We start from the raw sequence: 16546 nt of genomic DNA on the forward strand, positions 1-16546 counted from the left end.
TATGGAACTGGAAAAAATAACACAAGCGTTTTTCGTGGGTATCGGTGGTATCGGTATGAGCGCCCTTGCACGTTATTTTTCCAAAAGGGGCGTAAGGGTTTACGGGTACGACAAGACCTGCACGACACTGACAACCGCGCTCGAAAACGAAGGGCTAAGCATTACCTATACAGATGCGGCTGACGAAGTGCCTGAAGGGTTCAGACAGCCGGGTTCGGATAAACTTGTTGTTTACACACCCGCCATTCCAAAAGATTCAGCCATTCTAAATTATTTAAACGCCCGGGGTTTCGTCATTCACAAACGTTCTGAGGTGCTGGGAATCATTAGCCGCGGCATGTTTTGTATAGCTGTTGCGGGCACCCATGGCAAGACGACTACTTCTTCCATGATCGCCCATATCCTGCACGACAGCGGATTTGGCTGCACGGCATTTCTAGGTGGTATAGCTGCAAGCTACAATACAAATGTGCTTTACGGCGAAAACGATGTTGTGGTTGTGGAAGCTGACGAATATGACCGCTCATTCCTTACGCTGAGCCCGAGTATAGCCGTGATCACGTCTATGGATGCTGACCACCTTGACATCTATGGTGATGCAGGCAGCCTTGAAGAATCTTTCCGTCTGTTTGCAGCGCAGCTTAAAGCCGGAGGACAGTTGTTCGTCAAATCCGGATTGCCTTTGAAAGGGAGCACATATGGCATCGGTACTGATGCCAGCGTGATGGCAACAAATATCCGCGTATCAGCGGGCGCTTTTGTCTACAATTATGCTGATGAGAAAGGTGTTATTGAAAATATCAGCTGCCGGCTGCCAGGAAGGCATAATGTTGAGAACGTAACCGCCGCCATTGCTGTAGCACGTGTACTAGGAATTTCGGCAGAAAAAATCAGGGCCGCGCTGGAAAACTTTAAGGGTGTAAAAAGGCGTTTTGAATACCATGTGGTCCGGCCGGAATGTATTTACATAGACGACTATGCGCATCACCCGGAAGAACTCAGGGCATGTTTTGCGGCGCTGCGTGAGTTGTATCCGCAACGCAAACTGACGGCTGTATTTCAGCCGCATCTTTACAGCCGTACACGCGACTTCGCGGCAGGTTTTTCTGAGGTGCTTTCGACCGTTGACGAGCTGATCCTGCTTGACATTTATCCCGCGAGGGAATTGCCTATACAGGGAATAACCTCAGGGTGGCTCCTGGACATGATCAGCGGACCTGAGAAAAGACTTGCTGAGAAAAAGGATGTCACTGCATTACTGGCAACATCAAAACCTGAACTGCTTGTAACCGTCGGCGCAGGTGATATAGATACTTTGGTCGAACCCCTTAAAACACTGCTGGACCATGCTTAAAAATATAAACTGGAGGCTGATCGGATTGACTTTATTCTGGCTGATCTGCCTGGGCGGAACAGTCACGCTCATGAGTTTTATTGGCATTAAAAAGAAAGAGCTAAGGTGTACGAACGTAGACATCCTGATCCCTGGGGCAGATAACTTTATTGAGCGCGAAGAGATTGACCAGATTATTAAAGACGGCAACGGCATCCTGATAGGCCGGGTTTTGCAAGACATCAACCTCAACCGTATTGAAAAAAACATCCAGTCAAATCCTTACATCGCTTTTGCAAAGGTCTACGCAGATATGGACGGTGTTATCCATATTGAGATCAATCAGCGGCAACCGGTGTTGCGTATCATTAATGTGGGCGGCCAGGATTATTACATTGATAAGGATGGTCTGAAAATGCCGGTTTCGTCAAATTTTACAGCACATGTGCTGGTCGCTACCGGCAACATCCGCGAGCACTTTGGCGGCAAACCCGATACCCTGCGCAGCAAACTGGCCCGCGATCTTTACGAGACTGCGCTGTATCTTAAAAAGGATACGCTGTGGGATGCCCAGATCGAGCAGCTGGTGGTAGATGAACGCAACGATATCACCATGATTCCGCGTGTAGGCAACCAAAGGATTATTCTTGGCAATGCAGATTCGCTTGATGTAAAGATGAATAACCTGCTGATCTTTTATAAAAATGCCATGCCTAAAGTTGGCTGGGATACCTACAAAAGCATCAGTATAAAATATACGAACCAGATCGTCTGTGAGAAAAACAAAGGCGATTCCGGATTTGTTAAGCCGGTGCGTCCGCTGAGCCCGGCAGACAGTGCTAGGGTAAGCCGGGATGTGATCGATAAACTTGTCGAAAAAACAATCCTGGATGAGGTAGCAAAAGATGCAGAAAAACCGGCCGAGCGCCCGGTAATAGCAAACGCGCAACCCCGTGAAGACGGTAGCAGCCAAACACGCGGCAATGCACCGGCAGCGCCCCAAAAGGGCACCGAAAAAAAAGATGCTGCAAAGAAAGCGGCATCGGGTAAGCCTGCCGGCAATGACAACAAAACCGGCAACAAACAAACTAAGATTTAACTCAACAACTGATCACATATATGGAAAAGGCAAAGTCTAACCAACAATCTCCTATCGTAGTCGGACTCGATATCGGTACTACGAAAATTTGCGTTATCGTGGGGCGTAGAACGCAGCATGGCAAAATTGAAGTACTCGGCATAGGTAAAGCTGAGTCGGCCGGTGTAACAAGGGGTGTGGTGTCGAATATCCAGAAAACCGTTCAGGGAATTGCTGCGGCCGTCGAACTGTCGAGCGCACAATCAAACGTGGAAATACGCGTAGTAAATGTCGGTATAGCCGGACAGCATATTAAAAGTTTACAGCACCGCGGCATTCTCACGCGCCGCGAGCTGAATAACGAAATCAGCAGGAAAGACCTTGATAAGCTGATCGACGACATGTTCAAACTGGTTATGCCTCCGGGCGAGGAAATCATTCATGTCCTTCCGCAGGAATTCACGATAGATAACGAACCTGGTATTAAAGACCCGATTGGCATGGCTGGTGTTCGTCTTGAAGCGAATTTCCATATCATTTCCGGTCAGGTTACAGCCATCAAGAACATCATGAAATGTGTAAGCAATGCCGGCTTACAGACTCAGGAACTGATCCTGGAACCACTGGCATCCTCAGAATCGGTGTTGAGCGAAGAAGAGAAAGAAGCCGGTGTTGCCCTGGTCGATATTGGTGGCGGTACCACAGACATTGCCATCTTCCATGAGGGGATTATCCGCCATACCGCTGTCATTCCTTTTGGGGGTAACAGCGTAACTGAAGATATCCGCGAAGGTTGCTCGGTGATGCGTAACCAGGCCGAGCTGCTGAAAACCCGGTTTGGTTCTGCACTTGCTGAGGAAAATAAAGAGAATGAGATCATCTGCGTTCCGGGTCTGCGGGGCAGGGAACCAAAGGAGATATCCGTTAAAAACCTGGCTTATGTGATCCAGGCCAGAATGGAAGAGATCATTGAACATGTGTATTATGAAATCAAATCGTCTGGTTACGAGAAAAAACTGATCGGCGGTGTGGTTATTACCGGCGGGGGTGCCCTGCTCAAACACCTGTCTCAGCTTGTTGAATATGTAACCGGTCTTGACTGCCGCGTTGGTTACCCAAACGAGCACCTTTCTAAGTATGAAGAAATGAGCAAAGCCGTATACGACGATCTGAAAAGCCCGATGTATGCAACCAGTGTTGGCCTGCTGATTAAAGGCATCCAAAAGGCAGAAGACCTGCTGGAAGAGATGAAACAGCCAGGTGTATATGTTCAGAAGCCTGTCGTTGAAAAGGAAAAAGCAAAGCGTAACGGACTGTTTGATAAACTACTTGCCAAAACGACACGTTTTATACAAGACGACATGGATGTAAGCGACTCGGACTATATCCGTCCGTAGCAATTTTCCACAAGCGGTAAGTTTTCCACATTGTTAACACTTGTGGAAAACGCATGTGAAAAAAATGTTAATATTACGTCTAAGAATAGAAAGCGAAATCACAAATTTAAATAACTGATACCTAATATTATGCAGTTTGAAATGTTAAAAGATAAGTCGTCCATCATCAAAGTAATTGGTGTTGGGGGCGGTGGAGGCAACGCGGTGAACCACATGTATCTGTCTGGTATAAACGGTGTGGATTTCATTATCTGTAACACTGATGCCCAGGCTTTAGAGTTAAGCCCGATTCCAAACAAAGTGCAGTTAGGAGCCAGTTTGACTGAAGGGATGGGTGCAGGTTCAATGCCTGAAGTGGGAAAAAATTCTGCAATTGAAAACATTGACGACATCAAGGCTATGCTTGGCAATACGACCAAGATGTTGTTTATCACAGCCGGAATGGGCGGCGGCACCGGAACAGGCGCCAGCCCGATCATTGCCAAGGCAGCAAAAGAACTTGATATTCTGACCGTGGCGATAGTAACCACACCTTTTTCGTTTGAAGGAAAACGCCGCCGCATGCAGGCAGAAGAAGGTCTGGATGAATTAAAAAAATACGTCGATTCATACCTGGTCATTTCAAACGACCGCCTGCGGGAGATCTTTGGAAACCTGACGTTGGGATCAGCTTTTGGCCAGGCAGATGATATCTTAACAACCGCTGCAAAAGGAATTGCTGAAATCATCACCGTTCCCGGTTATATAAACGTCGACTTCAAAGATGTTCGTACCGTTATGAAAGAAAGCGGCGTGGCCATCATGGGTAGTTTCGCAGCCGAAGGCGAAGACCGCGCACTGCGTGCCGTTGAAGGCGCTCTTGCTTCGCCGCTGCTAAAAGACAGCGAGATTGAAGGCGCACGGTATATCCTGCTGAACATCAGTTCTGGCAGCAAGGAAGTAACGATGGATGAGGTTTCAATCATCACAGACTACATCCAGGAAAAAGCCGGACTTTCAGCCGATCTGATCTGGGGTAACTGCCAGGATGAATTACTGGAAGAAAAACTTTCGGTAACAATCATTGCCACCGGGTTCCAGACTCAGGAAGAACGTGCCTCAGAAGAACGTAACAAAAAGAAAATATCCCTGCTCACGCCGGAAGAGGCGCCGCTTGTACGCCCTGTAGAGCCCGTTAACTCTTTCATTCAGCCAAGGCAGGAAGAAACCCCTCAAAACGAGGAAATCCAGCTTAAAGCCAAAGAAGAGATCAAACAGGCAGATCTTTTTGGCGGCATGTTTAATAAGCGCCCCGAAGTTCAGCCTGCAGTTGAAAGTACGCCGCAGATCATTCGCCATAGTTTGATCGAAGAGGAGCCTCAGAATGATGAGGCGAACGAACCGGCATTTGAGTTTGAGCTTAAAACCGCAGAAACAGAGTTTGTCTTTGAGAAACCGATTGCAACAGTTGAGGATGAACCAGAGGTTCAGGCGGCTCCGGAACCTGTTATAGGTCTTGACGATGATAAAAACGATGATTCGATCGAAGAGCAATTGCGCAAATCAAAAGAACGTATTCTGCGTCTTAAGGATCTTAGTATGAAACTTCGTACCAGCAATGGTCTGCAGGAACTGGAGAATGAGCCAGCTTACAAGCGTAAACAGATGCAGCTTCAGCAGGTTCAGCATTCATCTGAATCGCAGGTTTCACGTTTTACGCTCAGTAATGACGAGGATGGTTCTACAGAGATCAGACCCAATAACTCGTTCCTTCATGACAACGTAGATTAACCAACATGTTGAGTACATACAAAAAGCCCCAAAGATGCAATCTGATGGGGCTTTTTTGGCATAATACTGGCTACGTGGTCCATTAGTTGATATTAAACGCAATTAGCGTTAACTTTGCAGCAAAAAATATTAAAATACAATACATTGGATATATTCGATAAAATCGCAAAACACATGGGGCCGATTGGTCAGCACCAAAAATGGTCTCATGGGTATTTTTCGTTTCCTAAACTGGAGGGGGAGATTGCCCCGCACATGAATTTTCGCGGGAAGGAACATCTTGTATGGAGTTTGAATAATTATCTCGGGCTTGCCAACCACCCTGAGGTGCGTAAGGCCGATGAAGAAGCTGCTGCACAGTTTGGAATGGCCTACCCGATGGGTGCGCGGATGATGTCAGGAAATTCGAAGTATCATGAGCAGCTGGAGCAGGAGCTTGCAGCCTTTGTCGGTAAGCCTGATGCATTCCTTCTTAATTATGGTTACCAGGGAATGGTTTCGATTATTGATACGCTTGTAGACAGAAATGATGTAGTGGTTTATGACGGCGAATCGCATGCGTGTATCATTGATGGTCTTCGTCTGCACATGGGTAAGCGGTTCGTGTATAAACACAACGATATTGAAAGCGCGCGCAAACAGTTGGAGCGCGCTGCCAAGCTGGTTGAAACCACCGGCGGCGGTATCCTGGTGATTACTGAAGGTGTATTTGGTATGTCAGGAGCGCAGGGTAAACTCAAGGAACTGGTTGCGCTTAAATCTGAATTTAATTTCCGTCTTCTTATTGACGATGCGCATGGTTTTGGTACCATGGGTAAAACAGGTGCGGGTACACATGAAGCGCAGGATTGTATTGATGGCGTGGACGTGTATTTTGGTACTTTCGCGAAATCAATGGCCGGAATTGGTGCATTCGTGGCTTCGAGCGAAGAAGTTACCAATTTTCTGCGCTACAACATGCGGTCGCAAACCTTTGCAAAGGCTTTGCCTATGCCGATGGTAATTGGTCTGATCAAACGGCTTGAGCTGCTGAAAAGTAAACCCGAGCTTCGTGAGAAACTGTGGGATATCGCAACGAGCCTGCAGGAGGGACTGCGTGAACGCGGCTTCGACCTGGGAGTAACCAATACCATGGTCACTCCGGTTTTTCTGAAGGGCGAGTTACTTGAAGCTACTGCATTGACTATGGATCTTCGCGAAAACTATGGTATCTTCTGCTCGATCGTGGTCTATCCGGTAATCCCAAAAGGCATGATCGAACTGCGGCTAATCCCTACAGCTGTACATACCCGGGAAGATGTTCAGCGTACCCTTGATGCATTCAGCGAGGTGTCTGCCAAGTTGCAGAGCGGCTATTATAGAGAAAACAAATTTGCCGTAGCGTAACGGTTAAAAGTTATAAAAAAAGCCCCTTCAGGCTGCCTGAGGGGCTTTTTTTGTGGATTATCGTTTTTAAAACTTTGTAAATCAATCGTTTGCCTCTTCTGTGCTGAAGATCAGGTGTTTATAAATGGTTGAAATGTGGAAAAAAACCGTCTGGAGGGCATTTTTTTCTGTTTGCAAAAATTTTTTTATTTCGCTAAACATCATACATTAGTAAAAGCGTATTAATCCAAACCTTAAATAAAAAACTAAAAGGAGTACTTAACGATGAAAAAATTTGAAGAAGTAAAAAATTTAGTAGCTTCATTGGAAGCAGATGCAGACAAGTTCTACAACAAAGCTAACAGTGCAGCGGGAACCCGCGTACGTAAAGGCATGCAGGATCTTAAAAACCTGGCACAAGCTATCCGCCTTGAGGTTCAGGAATCAAAAAACAAAGCTGCGAAGTAGTTTCCTGATTCAATCCATAGAAAAAGCCCGGAATTTCCGGGCTTTTTTGTTTTCAATATGCTGAATGCCTGTTTTAAGGCTAGCTTACTTTTTGTAGTGCCGAAGCAAGATCAGCACTCAGCTTCTCGGTGGCGCTTACAAGCGGCAGGCGCACCGTATCACCACATATTCCAAGGGTTTTGAGCGCTGATTTTACGCCCGCGGGGTTGCCTTCTGCAAAACAGAGCCGGGTAAATTCCACCTGGCTAAGATGTGCCGGTCGCGCTGACTGAAAATCGCCTGAAAGGCAAAAACGGACCATATCAGAGAACTGGCGCGGAACGGCATTAGCGATGACAGATATTACGCCGGCTGCACCCAGCGCAATCATAGGCAGGGTAACCGGGTCATCTCCTGAAATCAGCAGGAACTCTTCCGGCTTATCGCGCAGAATCTGATTAAACTGATCAAAACTTCCCGAAGCATCTTTTACACCAATGATGTTGCTGAAATCGCTGGCGAGCCTGCAAATCGTTTCGGGGCTCATGTTGCTTGACGTTCTGCCGGGAACGTTGTATAACAGCAGGTCAAGCGGCGTATGTTCGCTGAGGTACTGGTAGTGTTTGTAAATTCCCTCCTGTGTGGGCTTGCTGTAATACGGACTGACACTAAGAATAGCACTGTAGCCCGAAGATTCAAAGGAGCGGAGGTCTTCGCTTACGGCCATTGTATCATTGCCGCCGATTCCCGCGACAAGCGGCACGCGATTGTTGTTTACTTCTGCAGTGAATTCCCAGATCTTCTTCTTTTCGTCCTTCTTCAATGTGGCTGTTTCGCCTGTGGTTCCTAAAGAGACGAGGTACTCTACACCTCCGTCTACAACATGGTCGATCAGGTTTTTTAACCCTTCGAAATCGACCGTTCCATCTGCATTGAAGGGCGTAACCAAAGCTACACCCGTACCATGAAATCTGTTCATTCTACTGATTATCTGAATATATGGGACGTTTAGTCCCTGTGTTAAATGCGTTTCTACTTACCGATCATTTCAAGCAAGACCGTGTCTGTGATGATCGGGATCTTAAGTTTTGTAGCCTTTTCAAGTTTTGATGGACCCATATTATCGCCAGCGACCAAATAGTCAAGTTTGCCGGAAATACCGCTCAAAATCTTTCCACCGTTAGCTTCGATCATTGTCTTGAGTTCTTCCCGGTCAAAATTTTCAAAAACGCCCGAAATTACGAATGTTTTTCCGCTTAACTGCTCGCTTTGAAGAACAATTGTGCGTTCTTCAATTTCAAACTGCAGTCCTGCGGCCTTTAGCAGCGCAATCTGCTGTATATGCTCGGGTTTTGCGAAGTATTCTACAATACTTTCGGCAATTCTGGTTCCGATTTCATCTACGGCAATCAGGTCTGCTATACTCGCTGTCGAAAGCCGTTCAATGTTTTTGAGTCCTGCCGCAAGCTTTCGCGCCACTGTTTCGCCAACATACCGGATACCAAGCCCGAACAACACCTTTTCGAAAGGCATTTTCTTTGATTCTTCAATGCCATTAAGCATGTTCTGAATAGATTTTTCGCCGAATCGCTCTATCTTGTGTAATTCTTCAGGTTTGTCGTGCAGGGTATACAGGTCGCTGATATGTTTTACCAATCCCTTCCGGTAAAAAGCTTCAATTGTTTCATCGCCCAGCCCATCAATGTTCATCGCCTTGCGGCCGATAAAGTGCTGGATCTTACCAACGATCTGTGGCGGGCAGGCCTCGTCATTCGGACAGTAGTGTACGGCCTCACCTTCCTTGCGCACCAGTTCGGTATTGCATTCAGGGCAATGTGTCAGATAAACGATCTTTTGTGCATTGGGCTGCCTTTTGTCCGGATTAACCTTAATTACCTTCGGGATGATTTCGCCACCCTTTTCTACAAACACAGTATCATGTTCATGCAGGTCAAGCCGTTCGATCTCGTTTGCGTTATGGAGGCTTGCGCGTTTAACCGTTGTGCCGGCCAGCAGTACAGGCTTCAGATTGGCTACCGGGGTCACTGCTCCGGTCCGGCCAACCTGGTAGGTAACCGCCAGCAGTTCAGTCTGTACCTCGTCTGCCTTATATTTATAGGATATTGCCCAGCGCGGTGATTTTGCCGTAAAGCCGAGCTCCTGCTGCTGTGCATAATTGTTTACTTTGATAACAATTCCATCTATTTCGTAGCTCAGGTGATGCCGGTCCTTTTCCCATTTGTGCACAAACTCAAGTACCTCATCGATGTTATTGACAAGCCGGTTGTGTTCACAAACATGGAAACCCCATTTATCCACCACCTGCAGGCTATCCCAATGCGTTTTAAATTCGTGTTTGTCGGTGTATAAAAAGTAGAGGAAACAATCGAGCGGCCTGCGGGCGACTTCTTTTGAATCCTGCAGCTTGACTGTGCCTGAAGCAAAGTTGCGTGGATTTGCATAAGGAACCTCTCCAAGCGCCTCGCGTTCGCGGTTTAGCCTGTCAAAAGCGGCCCGGTGCATGAATATTTCACCACGTATTTCGAAAACCCCGGGAATATCGCTGCCTTTAACATGATGGGGCACGCGGTGTATGGTTTTTACATTCGTTGTTACATCATCGCCCTGGCTGCCATCGCCACGTGTTACCGCGCGCAGCAGTTTGCCGTTCTCATACGTAAGGCTGATCGAAAGCCCGTCAAATTTAAGCTCGCAGACATACTGGAAGTCATTGCCGATTGCCTTGCGTACACGTTCATCAAAATCGCGCAGGTCCTGCTCATTATAGGTGTTACCCAGCGAAAGCATGGGGTACCGGTGTTTAACCGTCTGAAAGTTTTTTGTAATGTCACCGCCAACACGCTGTGTTGGTGAATTTGGGTCGGCAAGTTCAGGATACTCTTTTTCAAGCAGCGCAAGCTCTTCCAGTTTCTTGTCAAACTCGTAATCGCCAATGGTAGGCATGGCCAAGACGTAGTAATTATAGTTATGCTGGTTCAGCTCCTTTACGAGCGCATCCATTTGTTCCTGTACGGCAGCGTTTGACATGGGACAAAGATATTAAGTTTGCGGTGTGCTTCAACTTTTATCAGGCGAAGCCTGAGCAAGGTAAAGCCCTGTCTGTGTAAAAATTTCTAAAAAGTCGTTACGGAGGATACCACTGTACAACTCGAGCTGCTGGTCCAGCAGCGGTAATTTATCTGCAGCGAACGGCTGGATCCACAATCGCATGCAAATTCGGTTCAGGGCGTAGGTAATATTTTCAATTTTTTGATAACTCAGCAGGTAGCGGCTTGAAAGGAAACCCTTCAGAAAGTCGCGGAAAGCTCCGGTTTCGCGGAAGGCACTTTTCTCCAGAAAATCATCGAGCGGGTCGCCGGTAGCCTGCTCCAGCTGCTTATAAAACGCCTGTACGCTTACCATATTTTCTGCAATTAGCAGGTGGTCGAGCAGAAGTTCGAGCGCAATATGTGCCAGGAAAGAGAGGCGAACAGGCCCGTCTGCTGTGATGGGTTTTAACAACGCTTTCAGCTGACCGGTCTTTTCGGTAAAAAAATCGGAAGAGTGAAAGTATTTGTCTACAGCGAGGTGCCGGTTCCAGCCTGTCAGCAGAGCAATCTCGCTTTCGGTTGTGTAACGCCCCGGCATTTTTTCCGGATGAATATTGGCGCCTTTGGCCGCGTTTTTCAGAAGGTCCGGCAGTACGGTACCCATCGCCCGGTAGGGTTCGGAATGACTGCGGTCAAAGTAAAAATGCGACAAAAAATTCATGTCGTAAAATACGAATATTTAACACAAGCAGCTAAAAAACACCTGCCGGGAATTATCTTTGAAAGCAGCAGCGTCATGAATAATTTTATCTTTAAACAGGCAAAATTTATCTCCGCATTGTTTCCGGAGCTGAAGCTGAACGGGTTAGGTGGTTTTGATGGCGCCGGTCATCCAGCGTTTAAAATACCTGCAAATCCCTATCTTTGCAGCAAAAAAATTCACGATGACTGATTTTGTAGAAGAATTGCGCTGGCGAGGCATGCTCCATGACATCATGCCCAATACACAGGAGAAACTGAATGAAGGTATGACCTCAGGTTATATTGGCTTCGATCCCACAGCTGATTCCTTGCATGTTGGTCATTTGATGCAGATCATGACACTGATTCACTTCCAAACCGCAGGCCATAAACCATATGCACTTGTGGGTGGCGCCACCGGAATGGTTGGTGACCCTTCAGGAAAGTCGGATGAACGTAATTTGCTCGATGAGGCCGCCGTTCAGCATAATTTGAATGGCATCAAAAAACAGTTATCAAAATTTCTCCAGTTTGACGATGCCGGCAATGGCGCCGTTATGGTAAATAACGGCGACTGGTTTAAAGGGTTTGCCTTTCTCGACTTTATACGCGAGGTAGGCAAACACATCACAGTGAACTACATGATGGCTAAAGACAGCGTGAAGAAACGGCTGGAAGGCGATACCGGCATGTCATTTACCGAATTCAGCTATCAGCTGGTGCAGGGCTATGATTTCTATTACCTCTGGAAACACCATAACTGTATTGTTCAGATGGGCGGCTCTGATCAATGGGGAAACATTGTGACGGGTACGGAGCTGATCAGGCGCAAAGATCAGGGGACGGCCTTTGCCCTTACTACCAAACTGATCAAGAAGTCTGACGGAACCAAATTCGGCAAAACCGAAGGTGGTGCGGTATGGCTTGATCCGGAAAAAACTTCACCCTATAAATTCTATCAGTTCTGGCTTAACGCATCTGATGATGACGTAAAAAGCTGGATCCGTATTTTTACGCTGAAGCCGAAAGAAGAAATAGAAGCGCTCGAGGAAGAACACAATGCTGCCCCGCACCTGCGTGTATTGCAGAAAGCACTTGCAGCTGATATCACCATCCGTACGCACTCTGAAGACGCTTTGGAAACCGCATTGAAGACTTCAGAATTCCTGTTTGGAAATGGTTCTGCCGATTTTCTGACAGGCTTGAAACGTGAACAGGTATTGGAGATCTTTGAAGGCGTGCCCCAATTCAGCCTTGCGAAGACTGAGTTGCAGGATGGTCTTGACGTGCTGAGTCTGCTCGCAGAGAAAACAAATATATTTCCATCAAAAGGGGAAACAAAAAAACTTATTCAGGGCGGTGGAATCGCTATAAACAGGCTGAAGGTGTCTGATCTTGCTACCACTTACTCGACAGACTACCTGATTAACGGGGAGTTTTTGCTTGTGCAAAAAGGAAAGAAAAACTACTACCTGATAGTGGTCGAATAGAAACCTTCGAGGTTTCCTAAAACCTTCGAGGTTTCCTAAAACCTCGAAGGTTTACTGAACAAGCAAATTACAGCCTCTGATATCAGCGTGATCGAAACGCCCCAACACCTCAAACGAGCCATCAGGATAAAGGCGCCCCAGATCCTGGGTAGCTATAAAACTGCATGAATTAATATTGGCCAGGTCGATCACATTGATACCGCCAGTTTTGCCGGACTGTACAGGTGAGAGCGGATCATTTGTATCGCGCAGCCGGATCTTCATCCATGGCGGGCAAAAAAACCGCCCCTGGCCTGGAGAATAGGCCTGCGACAACAGCTCTGTCATGCCATATTCGCTATGAATTTCTTGTACGCCGAAACCTGCACAAAGTGTTTCATGTAATTCTTCGCGCACCATTTCCTTTCGCCTGCCTTTCATACCACCCGTTTCCATGACGATGAGGTCTGGAAAGTCTGTGGGATAAATTTCTATGAAGTCGAGCAAGGCATACGTTACCCCAAGCAGGATGGTTTTCTGACCGGATAACTTTAATTCCTGCAGGGCGGCAGCGAGTTCTGTATGATTGTGAAGAAAATAGCCGCTTAGCGGGTGCCTGCTTTTTTTTAGCAGGTCATCTGCCATATAAATCAGCGATGAGCCTTCCCGTTCCAAATAGGCGGGCAGCAATGCCAGTATACAAAAATCTCCGGGATCGCCGTAAAACCGCCTGAAAGCCTGCAGGTAACTTTGCTTGTACCAACTTAGGTCGGTAACAGGATGCCTGCTTTGCACCATACCCGTTGTCCCTGAACTGGTGAAAACGATTGCGGCGGCAGCATCTGCGCTTTTTATTTCGTGCGTTTTAAAAAAACCAATGGGCAGAAAAGGGATGTCGTCACTTCTGACAATTGCCGCAGGATTAATACCAAGGTGACTGATATATTCCCTGTATACGGCACAACCTGATGCCTGCCGACGAAAGATGGCCAGGCACTGTGTTTCGAATGCGGCCGCATCCAGATCTGTTAAAACCAGTTCGGGAGAAATATTCACACAGCAAAAATACGAAATCCAGACAGAGGCGGCGCGCTCCCGCTGATTTTATTCAGCGGCCTGGTTTTTTGCCAGCATGGCCTTGCGGAAATGATGGCCGCAGAACCCGCTCACACCAGCAACGAAGCCGCCCAGAAAACCTGTTAGCAGCACCAGGGCCCACCAGACCTTTACGCCAAACATTTCGGCAACCCGGTTGGCCAGCATATGCTGATTCGGTAAACTCTCAAATACCGCGTAACCCGACCAAAGGCAGAAGATGGCAAAAAATGAACCCCATAACGAGACTTTTGCAGTTTTTCCGATCAAGCCGCAGGTGATAAAACTGACAACGATAATGATCCACCAGGGGAGGGCCATTTGCAGCAGGTAGGCGGCGATTATAACAACGATAAATATGATCATGTTTAGCGCGTAATTTTCATGTATTTGATGATATGTTCTTTTCCATCTGAGGGCGAGTTCAGGAAGAGCAACTCGTCGAGTTTTCCTGCCGCCCAGGTGCCGATCATGTTGTCGTAAAACTTGCTTCCGGGGTTCCCTGACTGACCGCCGGGAAAGATTCCATAACCCTTTGGATTTTTACCAAGCTCAACAACCATGCGCCAGGAAGGGCCATTTGTTTCGCCGAGCGCGTTGATGGTGCTTTTTGACCCGCCGGTAAATAACAAACGCGATCCCATACCGGGAATTTTGGCCAGGTGAGGAACATGGCTGTTCTTTATATAACCCCATTGCCAGCTGCGGCCGATCGCGCCGTATGTCTTTTCAAGGCTGTCTACCGTCTGTTTAAAAGTCTGATTGCAGAGAAAATTTAATGTTTCGGTTTTTGGCGTCCGGGTATCGTCGAACCAGCGTGCATTCGGCTCGTTCAGAATCATCTCCAGTGTGCGATCCCGAGATGGATAACGCATCGGCAGACCATCAAACGTAAAATCATCTTCCCAGATCGCTGTATTTAGATTTTTGACCCAAAGCTCAAAGATGCTGGCCGCAATCTCTCTGGATGCGTAAGTTTTATTCCAGCTGTCTAAAGTCGCGTAAGCTTCCTTTTGCGTAGCGTTGAGGTCGGGCTGATCGATCATCGGCAAAATAGCAGGGAGCAGTTTTTCGGCAAGCAGGCTGTAGTTATCTGTCTGCATGCTGATGATGCTATCCGGCGTAGCCTTATTCATGGCGGCCAGGCGCGCATTGATCCGCCGGCCGCGTTCAGTTGCAGAAAATTCCCAATTGATGTAATATGGGTATGTTTTATCTGTTGATGACTGGTTGGCTGAACTGACAAATCCGCGGGAGGGATTTTTAACCGTAGGGTTCTGGTCGGCCGGGATCCAACCCTGCCAGTCATGCCGCTTGTCGCTGCCGTCGAGAATAAACTTACCCTGGTTTTTCCACTTCAGCGGAAATTTTCCATTGGGAGTAATGGCGATATCATTATCCTTGCTTGCAAAGACAAAGTTCTGTGCAGGAGCCGTATAATAGGTCAGGGCCTCCCGGTAGTCATTGTAATTTTTCCCCCGGTTCAGTTTGTAAAATGTCATCAGTTCATTTGATCGGTCGTGAGCGATCCACCGCAGCGCGGCGCCTTCAGAAACATTTGCTGTTTTCGAATATGATGGCTTTTTAAAATAGACGACAGGACCGTGATGGGTGTAAATTACCGTATCTGATTCAGCGTCGCCGCCACGAAACAAAATCTTTTCAATTCGCCTGGTTGTTGCTTTCCATTTGCCATCATGCCAATATTCACGGTGCGTGCTGTCTTTAAATCTGATCTGATAAAAATCCAGAACATCTGCAGCGACATTCGTTACACCCCAGGCAATATCTTGGTTATAGCCGATCACGATGCCGGGCGCACCAGGCAGCGACACACCATAGGCATTGATACCGGGAGCGTGCAGCTGGATCTGATACCAGATTGATGGCAGCGTAAGATCAAGGTGCGGATCGTTTGCAAGAATCGGATAACCTGAGCGGGTTTTGCTGCCCGAAATGGCCCAGTTGTTTGATCCTATACCATCTTGCTTTTGGCGGGTTTTTACGTTCGCAGCCAAAGGGTTCATCGCATTTTCAGGAACAGCCGGCACCTTCAGCGGATCAAAATCCCATTTCGTGCCTTCAGGAATGATCGGGCTTTCACGAAAGGGGTAGTCGGGGAAAAGGTCAGCAGTGATTTCGGGGCCATATTTTTTTAGAATATTGGTCATGTAGAATTCGTCTGAGCCCATGGCCAGCACCGCCGACATCTGTTTGAGCAGCAGGGCACATTTCAGCGGCGTCCACTGTTCGGGTTTGAAATCAAGGAGCTTGTATTCAAGCGGATAACGTGAGGGATGCAGGGATTTGATGTAAGCATTAATTCCTTCAGTATAGGCTAAGATCATTTCCCTGCTTTTTGGATCGGCCATCATTCCTTTCAGGCTGTTTTCTGCACCATAATACATGCCCATGCGCCGCTGGTAACGATCTACCTCAACGGCCTTGTCGCCAACAACTTCAGAAATGCGGCCCGCAGCAAAGCGGGTTTGAAAGTCCATCTGCCATAAGCGGTGCATGGCCGTAACATAACCTTGTGCCAGGTATAGATCATGGTCGTTCTGCGCAAAAATGTGCGGAATCATCTTCTCATCGAACAGAATGTCGACAGGCGCTTTTGCGCCCGGAATGCGCACCCGTTTATGCTTCTTTACGAAAGTATTTTCGGCGTTCTGCCAAAACCCTGTGAACGGGTTCAGAAACTTCAATACCGGCGGCAGATCGCCGATCTTGATATGAAAAATGAGGCCCAGAAGTACCGGAGCGATGATGCACAATAAAGCCTTTAACTTGTTCATAAA

At 47.4% G+C, this 16546-nt stretch carries 13 protein-coding genes; 7 read left to right on the plus strand and 6 right to left on the minus strand.

Features of this window, described 5'->3' with window-relative positions:
• The first annotated feature begins 1 nt into the window (after position 1).
• From murC to EJV45_RS14245, 6 genes are all read left to right on the plus strand, one after another.
• Positions 2 to 1354, plus strand: coding sequence for a UDP-N-acetylmuramate--L-alanine ligase (gene murC, locus EJV45_RS14220; protein ID WP_129716492.1), 1353 nt, complete (start codon positions 2 to 4; stop codon positions 1352 to 1354).
• Positions 1347 to 2432, plus strand: a complete 1086-nt coding sequence (locus EJV45_RS14225) for a cell division protein FtsQ/DivIB (protein WP_205942393.1) — start codon at positions 1347 to 1349, stop codon at positions 2430 to 2432. The genes murC and EJV45_RS14225 overlap by 8 nt, the downstream gene beginning before the upstream one ends.
• A gap of 20 nt (positions 2433 to 2452) precedes the next feature.
• Positions 2453 to 3808, plus strand: coding sequence for a cell division protein FtsA (gene ftsA, locus EJV45_RS14230; protein WP_129716494.1), 1356 nt, complete (start codon positions 2453 to 2455; stop codon positions 3806 to 3808).
• Positions 3809 to 3937: 129 nt separating this feature from the next.
• Entirely contained in the window at positions 3938 to 5578 is a 1641-nt protein-coding gene (gene ftsZ, locus EJV45_RS14235; protein WP_129716496.1) for a cell division protein FtsZ, read from the plus strand.
• A gap of 144 nt (positions 5579 to 5722) precedes the next feature.
• Positions 5723 to 6964, plus strand: coding sequence for an aminotransferase class I/II-fold pyridoxal phosphate-dependent enzyme (locus EJV45_RS14240; protein WP_129716498.1), 1242 nt, complete (start codon positions 5723 to 5725; stop codon positions 6962 to 6964).
• A 264-nt stretch (positions 6965 to 7228) separates the two neighbouring features.
• On the plus strand, positions 7229 to 7411 hold the full coding sequence (locus EJV45_RS14245) for a histone H1 (protein WP_129716500.1): 183 nt from the start codon (positions 7229 to 7231) through the stop codon (positions 7409 to 7411).
• Between the two features lie 79 nt (positions 7412 to 7490).
• On the opposite strand, the gene dapA is transcribed toward EJV45_RS14245, so the two are convergent.
• The 3 genes from dapA to EJV45_RS14260 are packed head-to-tail and all read right to left on the minus strand — an operon-like array spanning position 7491 to position 11161.
• A complete protein-coding gene (dapA, locus tag EJV45_RS14250; protein WP_129716502.1) occupies positions 7491 to 8369 on the minus strand; it encodes a 4-hydroxy-tetrahydrodipicolinate synthase in 879 nt (292 codons plus the stop codon).
• Between the two features lie 53 nt (positions 8370 to 8422).
• Positions 8423 to 10438 carry an NAD-dependent DNA ligase LigA gene (gene ligA, locus EJV45_RS14255; RefSeq protein ID WP_129716504.1) on the minus strand — a complete coding sequence of 672 codons (2016 nt, stop codon included), beginning with the start codon at positions 10436 to 10438 and terminating at the stop codon, positions 8423 to 8425.
• A 30-nt stretch (positions 10439 to 10468) separates the two neighbouring features.
• Positions 10469 to 11161, minus strand: a complete 693-nt coding sequence (locus EJV45_RS14260; RefSeq protein ID WP_129716506.1) for a hypothetical protein — start codon at positions 11159 to 11161, stop codon at positions 10469 to 10471.
• A gap of 223 nt (positions 11162 to 11384) precedes the next feature.
• Between EJV45_RS14260 and tyrS the strand changes: the two genes are divergently transcribed.
• On the plus strand, positions 11385 to 12671 hold the full coding sequence (tyrS, locus tag EJV45_RS14265; RefSeq protein WP_129716508.1) for a tyrosine--tRNA ligase: 1287 nt from the start codon (positions 11385 to 11387) through the stop codon (positions 12669 to 12671).
• Between the two features lie 51 nt (positions 12672 to 12722).
• Here the strand turns inward: tyrS and EJV45_RS14270 are convergent, their stop codons facing one another.
• From EJV45_RS14270 to EJV45_RS14280, 3 genes are read right to left on the minus strand one after another with little or no spacing between them, the layout of a single operon-like run.
• Positions 12723 to 13706 (minus strand): acyl transferase, encoded by a 984-nt coding sequence (locus tag EJV45_RS14270; RefSeq protein WP_370291413.1) that lies wholly within the window; start codon positions 13704 to 13706, stop codon positions 12723 to 12725.
• Positions 13707 to 13754: 48 nt separating this feature from the next.
• Positions 13755 to 14111 (minus strand): hypothetical protein, encoded by a 357-nt coding sequence (locus EJV45_RS14275; RefSeq protein ID WP_240755290.1) that lies wholly within the window; start codon positions 14109 to 14111, stop codon positions 13755 to 13757.
• Between the two features lie 2 nt (positions 14112 to 14113).
• Positions 14114 to 16543: a penicillin acylase family protein gene (locus EJV45_RS14280; RefSeq protein WP_129716510.1), complete on the minus strand. Its 2430-nt coding sequence runs from the start codon at positions 16541 to 16543 to the stop codon at positions 14114 to 14116.
• Between the last annotated feature and the right edge of the window lie 3 nt (positions 16544 to 16546).

It is taken from the genome of Pedobacter sp. SYP-B3415, from assembly GCF_004138205.1.
In the GTDB taxonomy this organism is placed as follows: domain Bacteria; phylum Bacteroidota; class Bacteroidia; order Sphingobacteriales; family Sphingobacteriaceae; genus Pedobacter.

Bases quoted from the DNA above. Each gene is read 5' to 3' on its own strand.
- EJV45_RS14280 (WP_129716510.1), bottom strand. From the start codon at position 16,543: ATGAACAAGTTAAAGGCTTTATTGTGCATCATCGCTCCGGTACTTCTG.
- tyrS (WP_129716508.1), top strand. From the start codon at position 11,385: ATGACTGATTTTGTAGAAGAATTGCGCTGGCGAGGCATGCTCCATGAC.
- murC (WP_129716492.1), top strand. From the start codon at position 2: ATGGAACTGGAAAAAATAACACAAGCGTTTTTCGTGGGTATCGGTGGT.
- EJV45_RS14245 (WP_129716500.1), top strand. From the start codon at position 7,229: ATGAAAAAATTTGAAGAAGTAAAAAATTTAGTAGCTTCATTGGAAGCA.
- EJV45_RS14260 (WP_129716506.1), bottom strand. From the start codon at position 11,161: ATGAATTTTTTGTCGCATTTTTACTTTGACCGCAGTCATTCCGAACCC.
- ligA (WP_129716504.1), bottom strand. From the start codon at position 10,438: ATGTCAAACGCTGCCGTACAGGAACAAATGGATGCGCTCGTAAAGGAG.
- ftsA (WP_129716494.1), top strand. From the start codon at position 2,453: ATGGAAAAGGCAAAGTCTAACCAACAATCTCCTATCGTAGTCGGACTC.
- EJV45_RS14225 (WP_205942393.1), top strand. From the start codon at position 1,347: ATGCTTAAAAATATAAACTGGAGGCTGATCGGATTGACTTTATTCTGG.
- dapA (WP_129716502.1), bottom strand. From the start codon at position 8,369: ATGAACAGATTTCATGGTACGGGTGTAGCTTTGGTTACGCCCTTCAAT.
- EJV45_RS14275 (WP_240755290.1), bottom strand. From the start codon at position 14,111: ATGATCATATTTATCGTTGTTATAATCGCCGCCTACCTGCTGCAAATG.
- ftsZ (WP_129716496.1), top strand. From the start codon at position 3,938: ATGCAGTTTGAAATGTTAAAAGATAAGTCGTCCATCATCAAAGTAATT.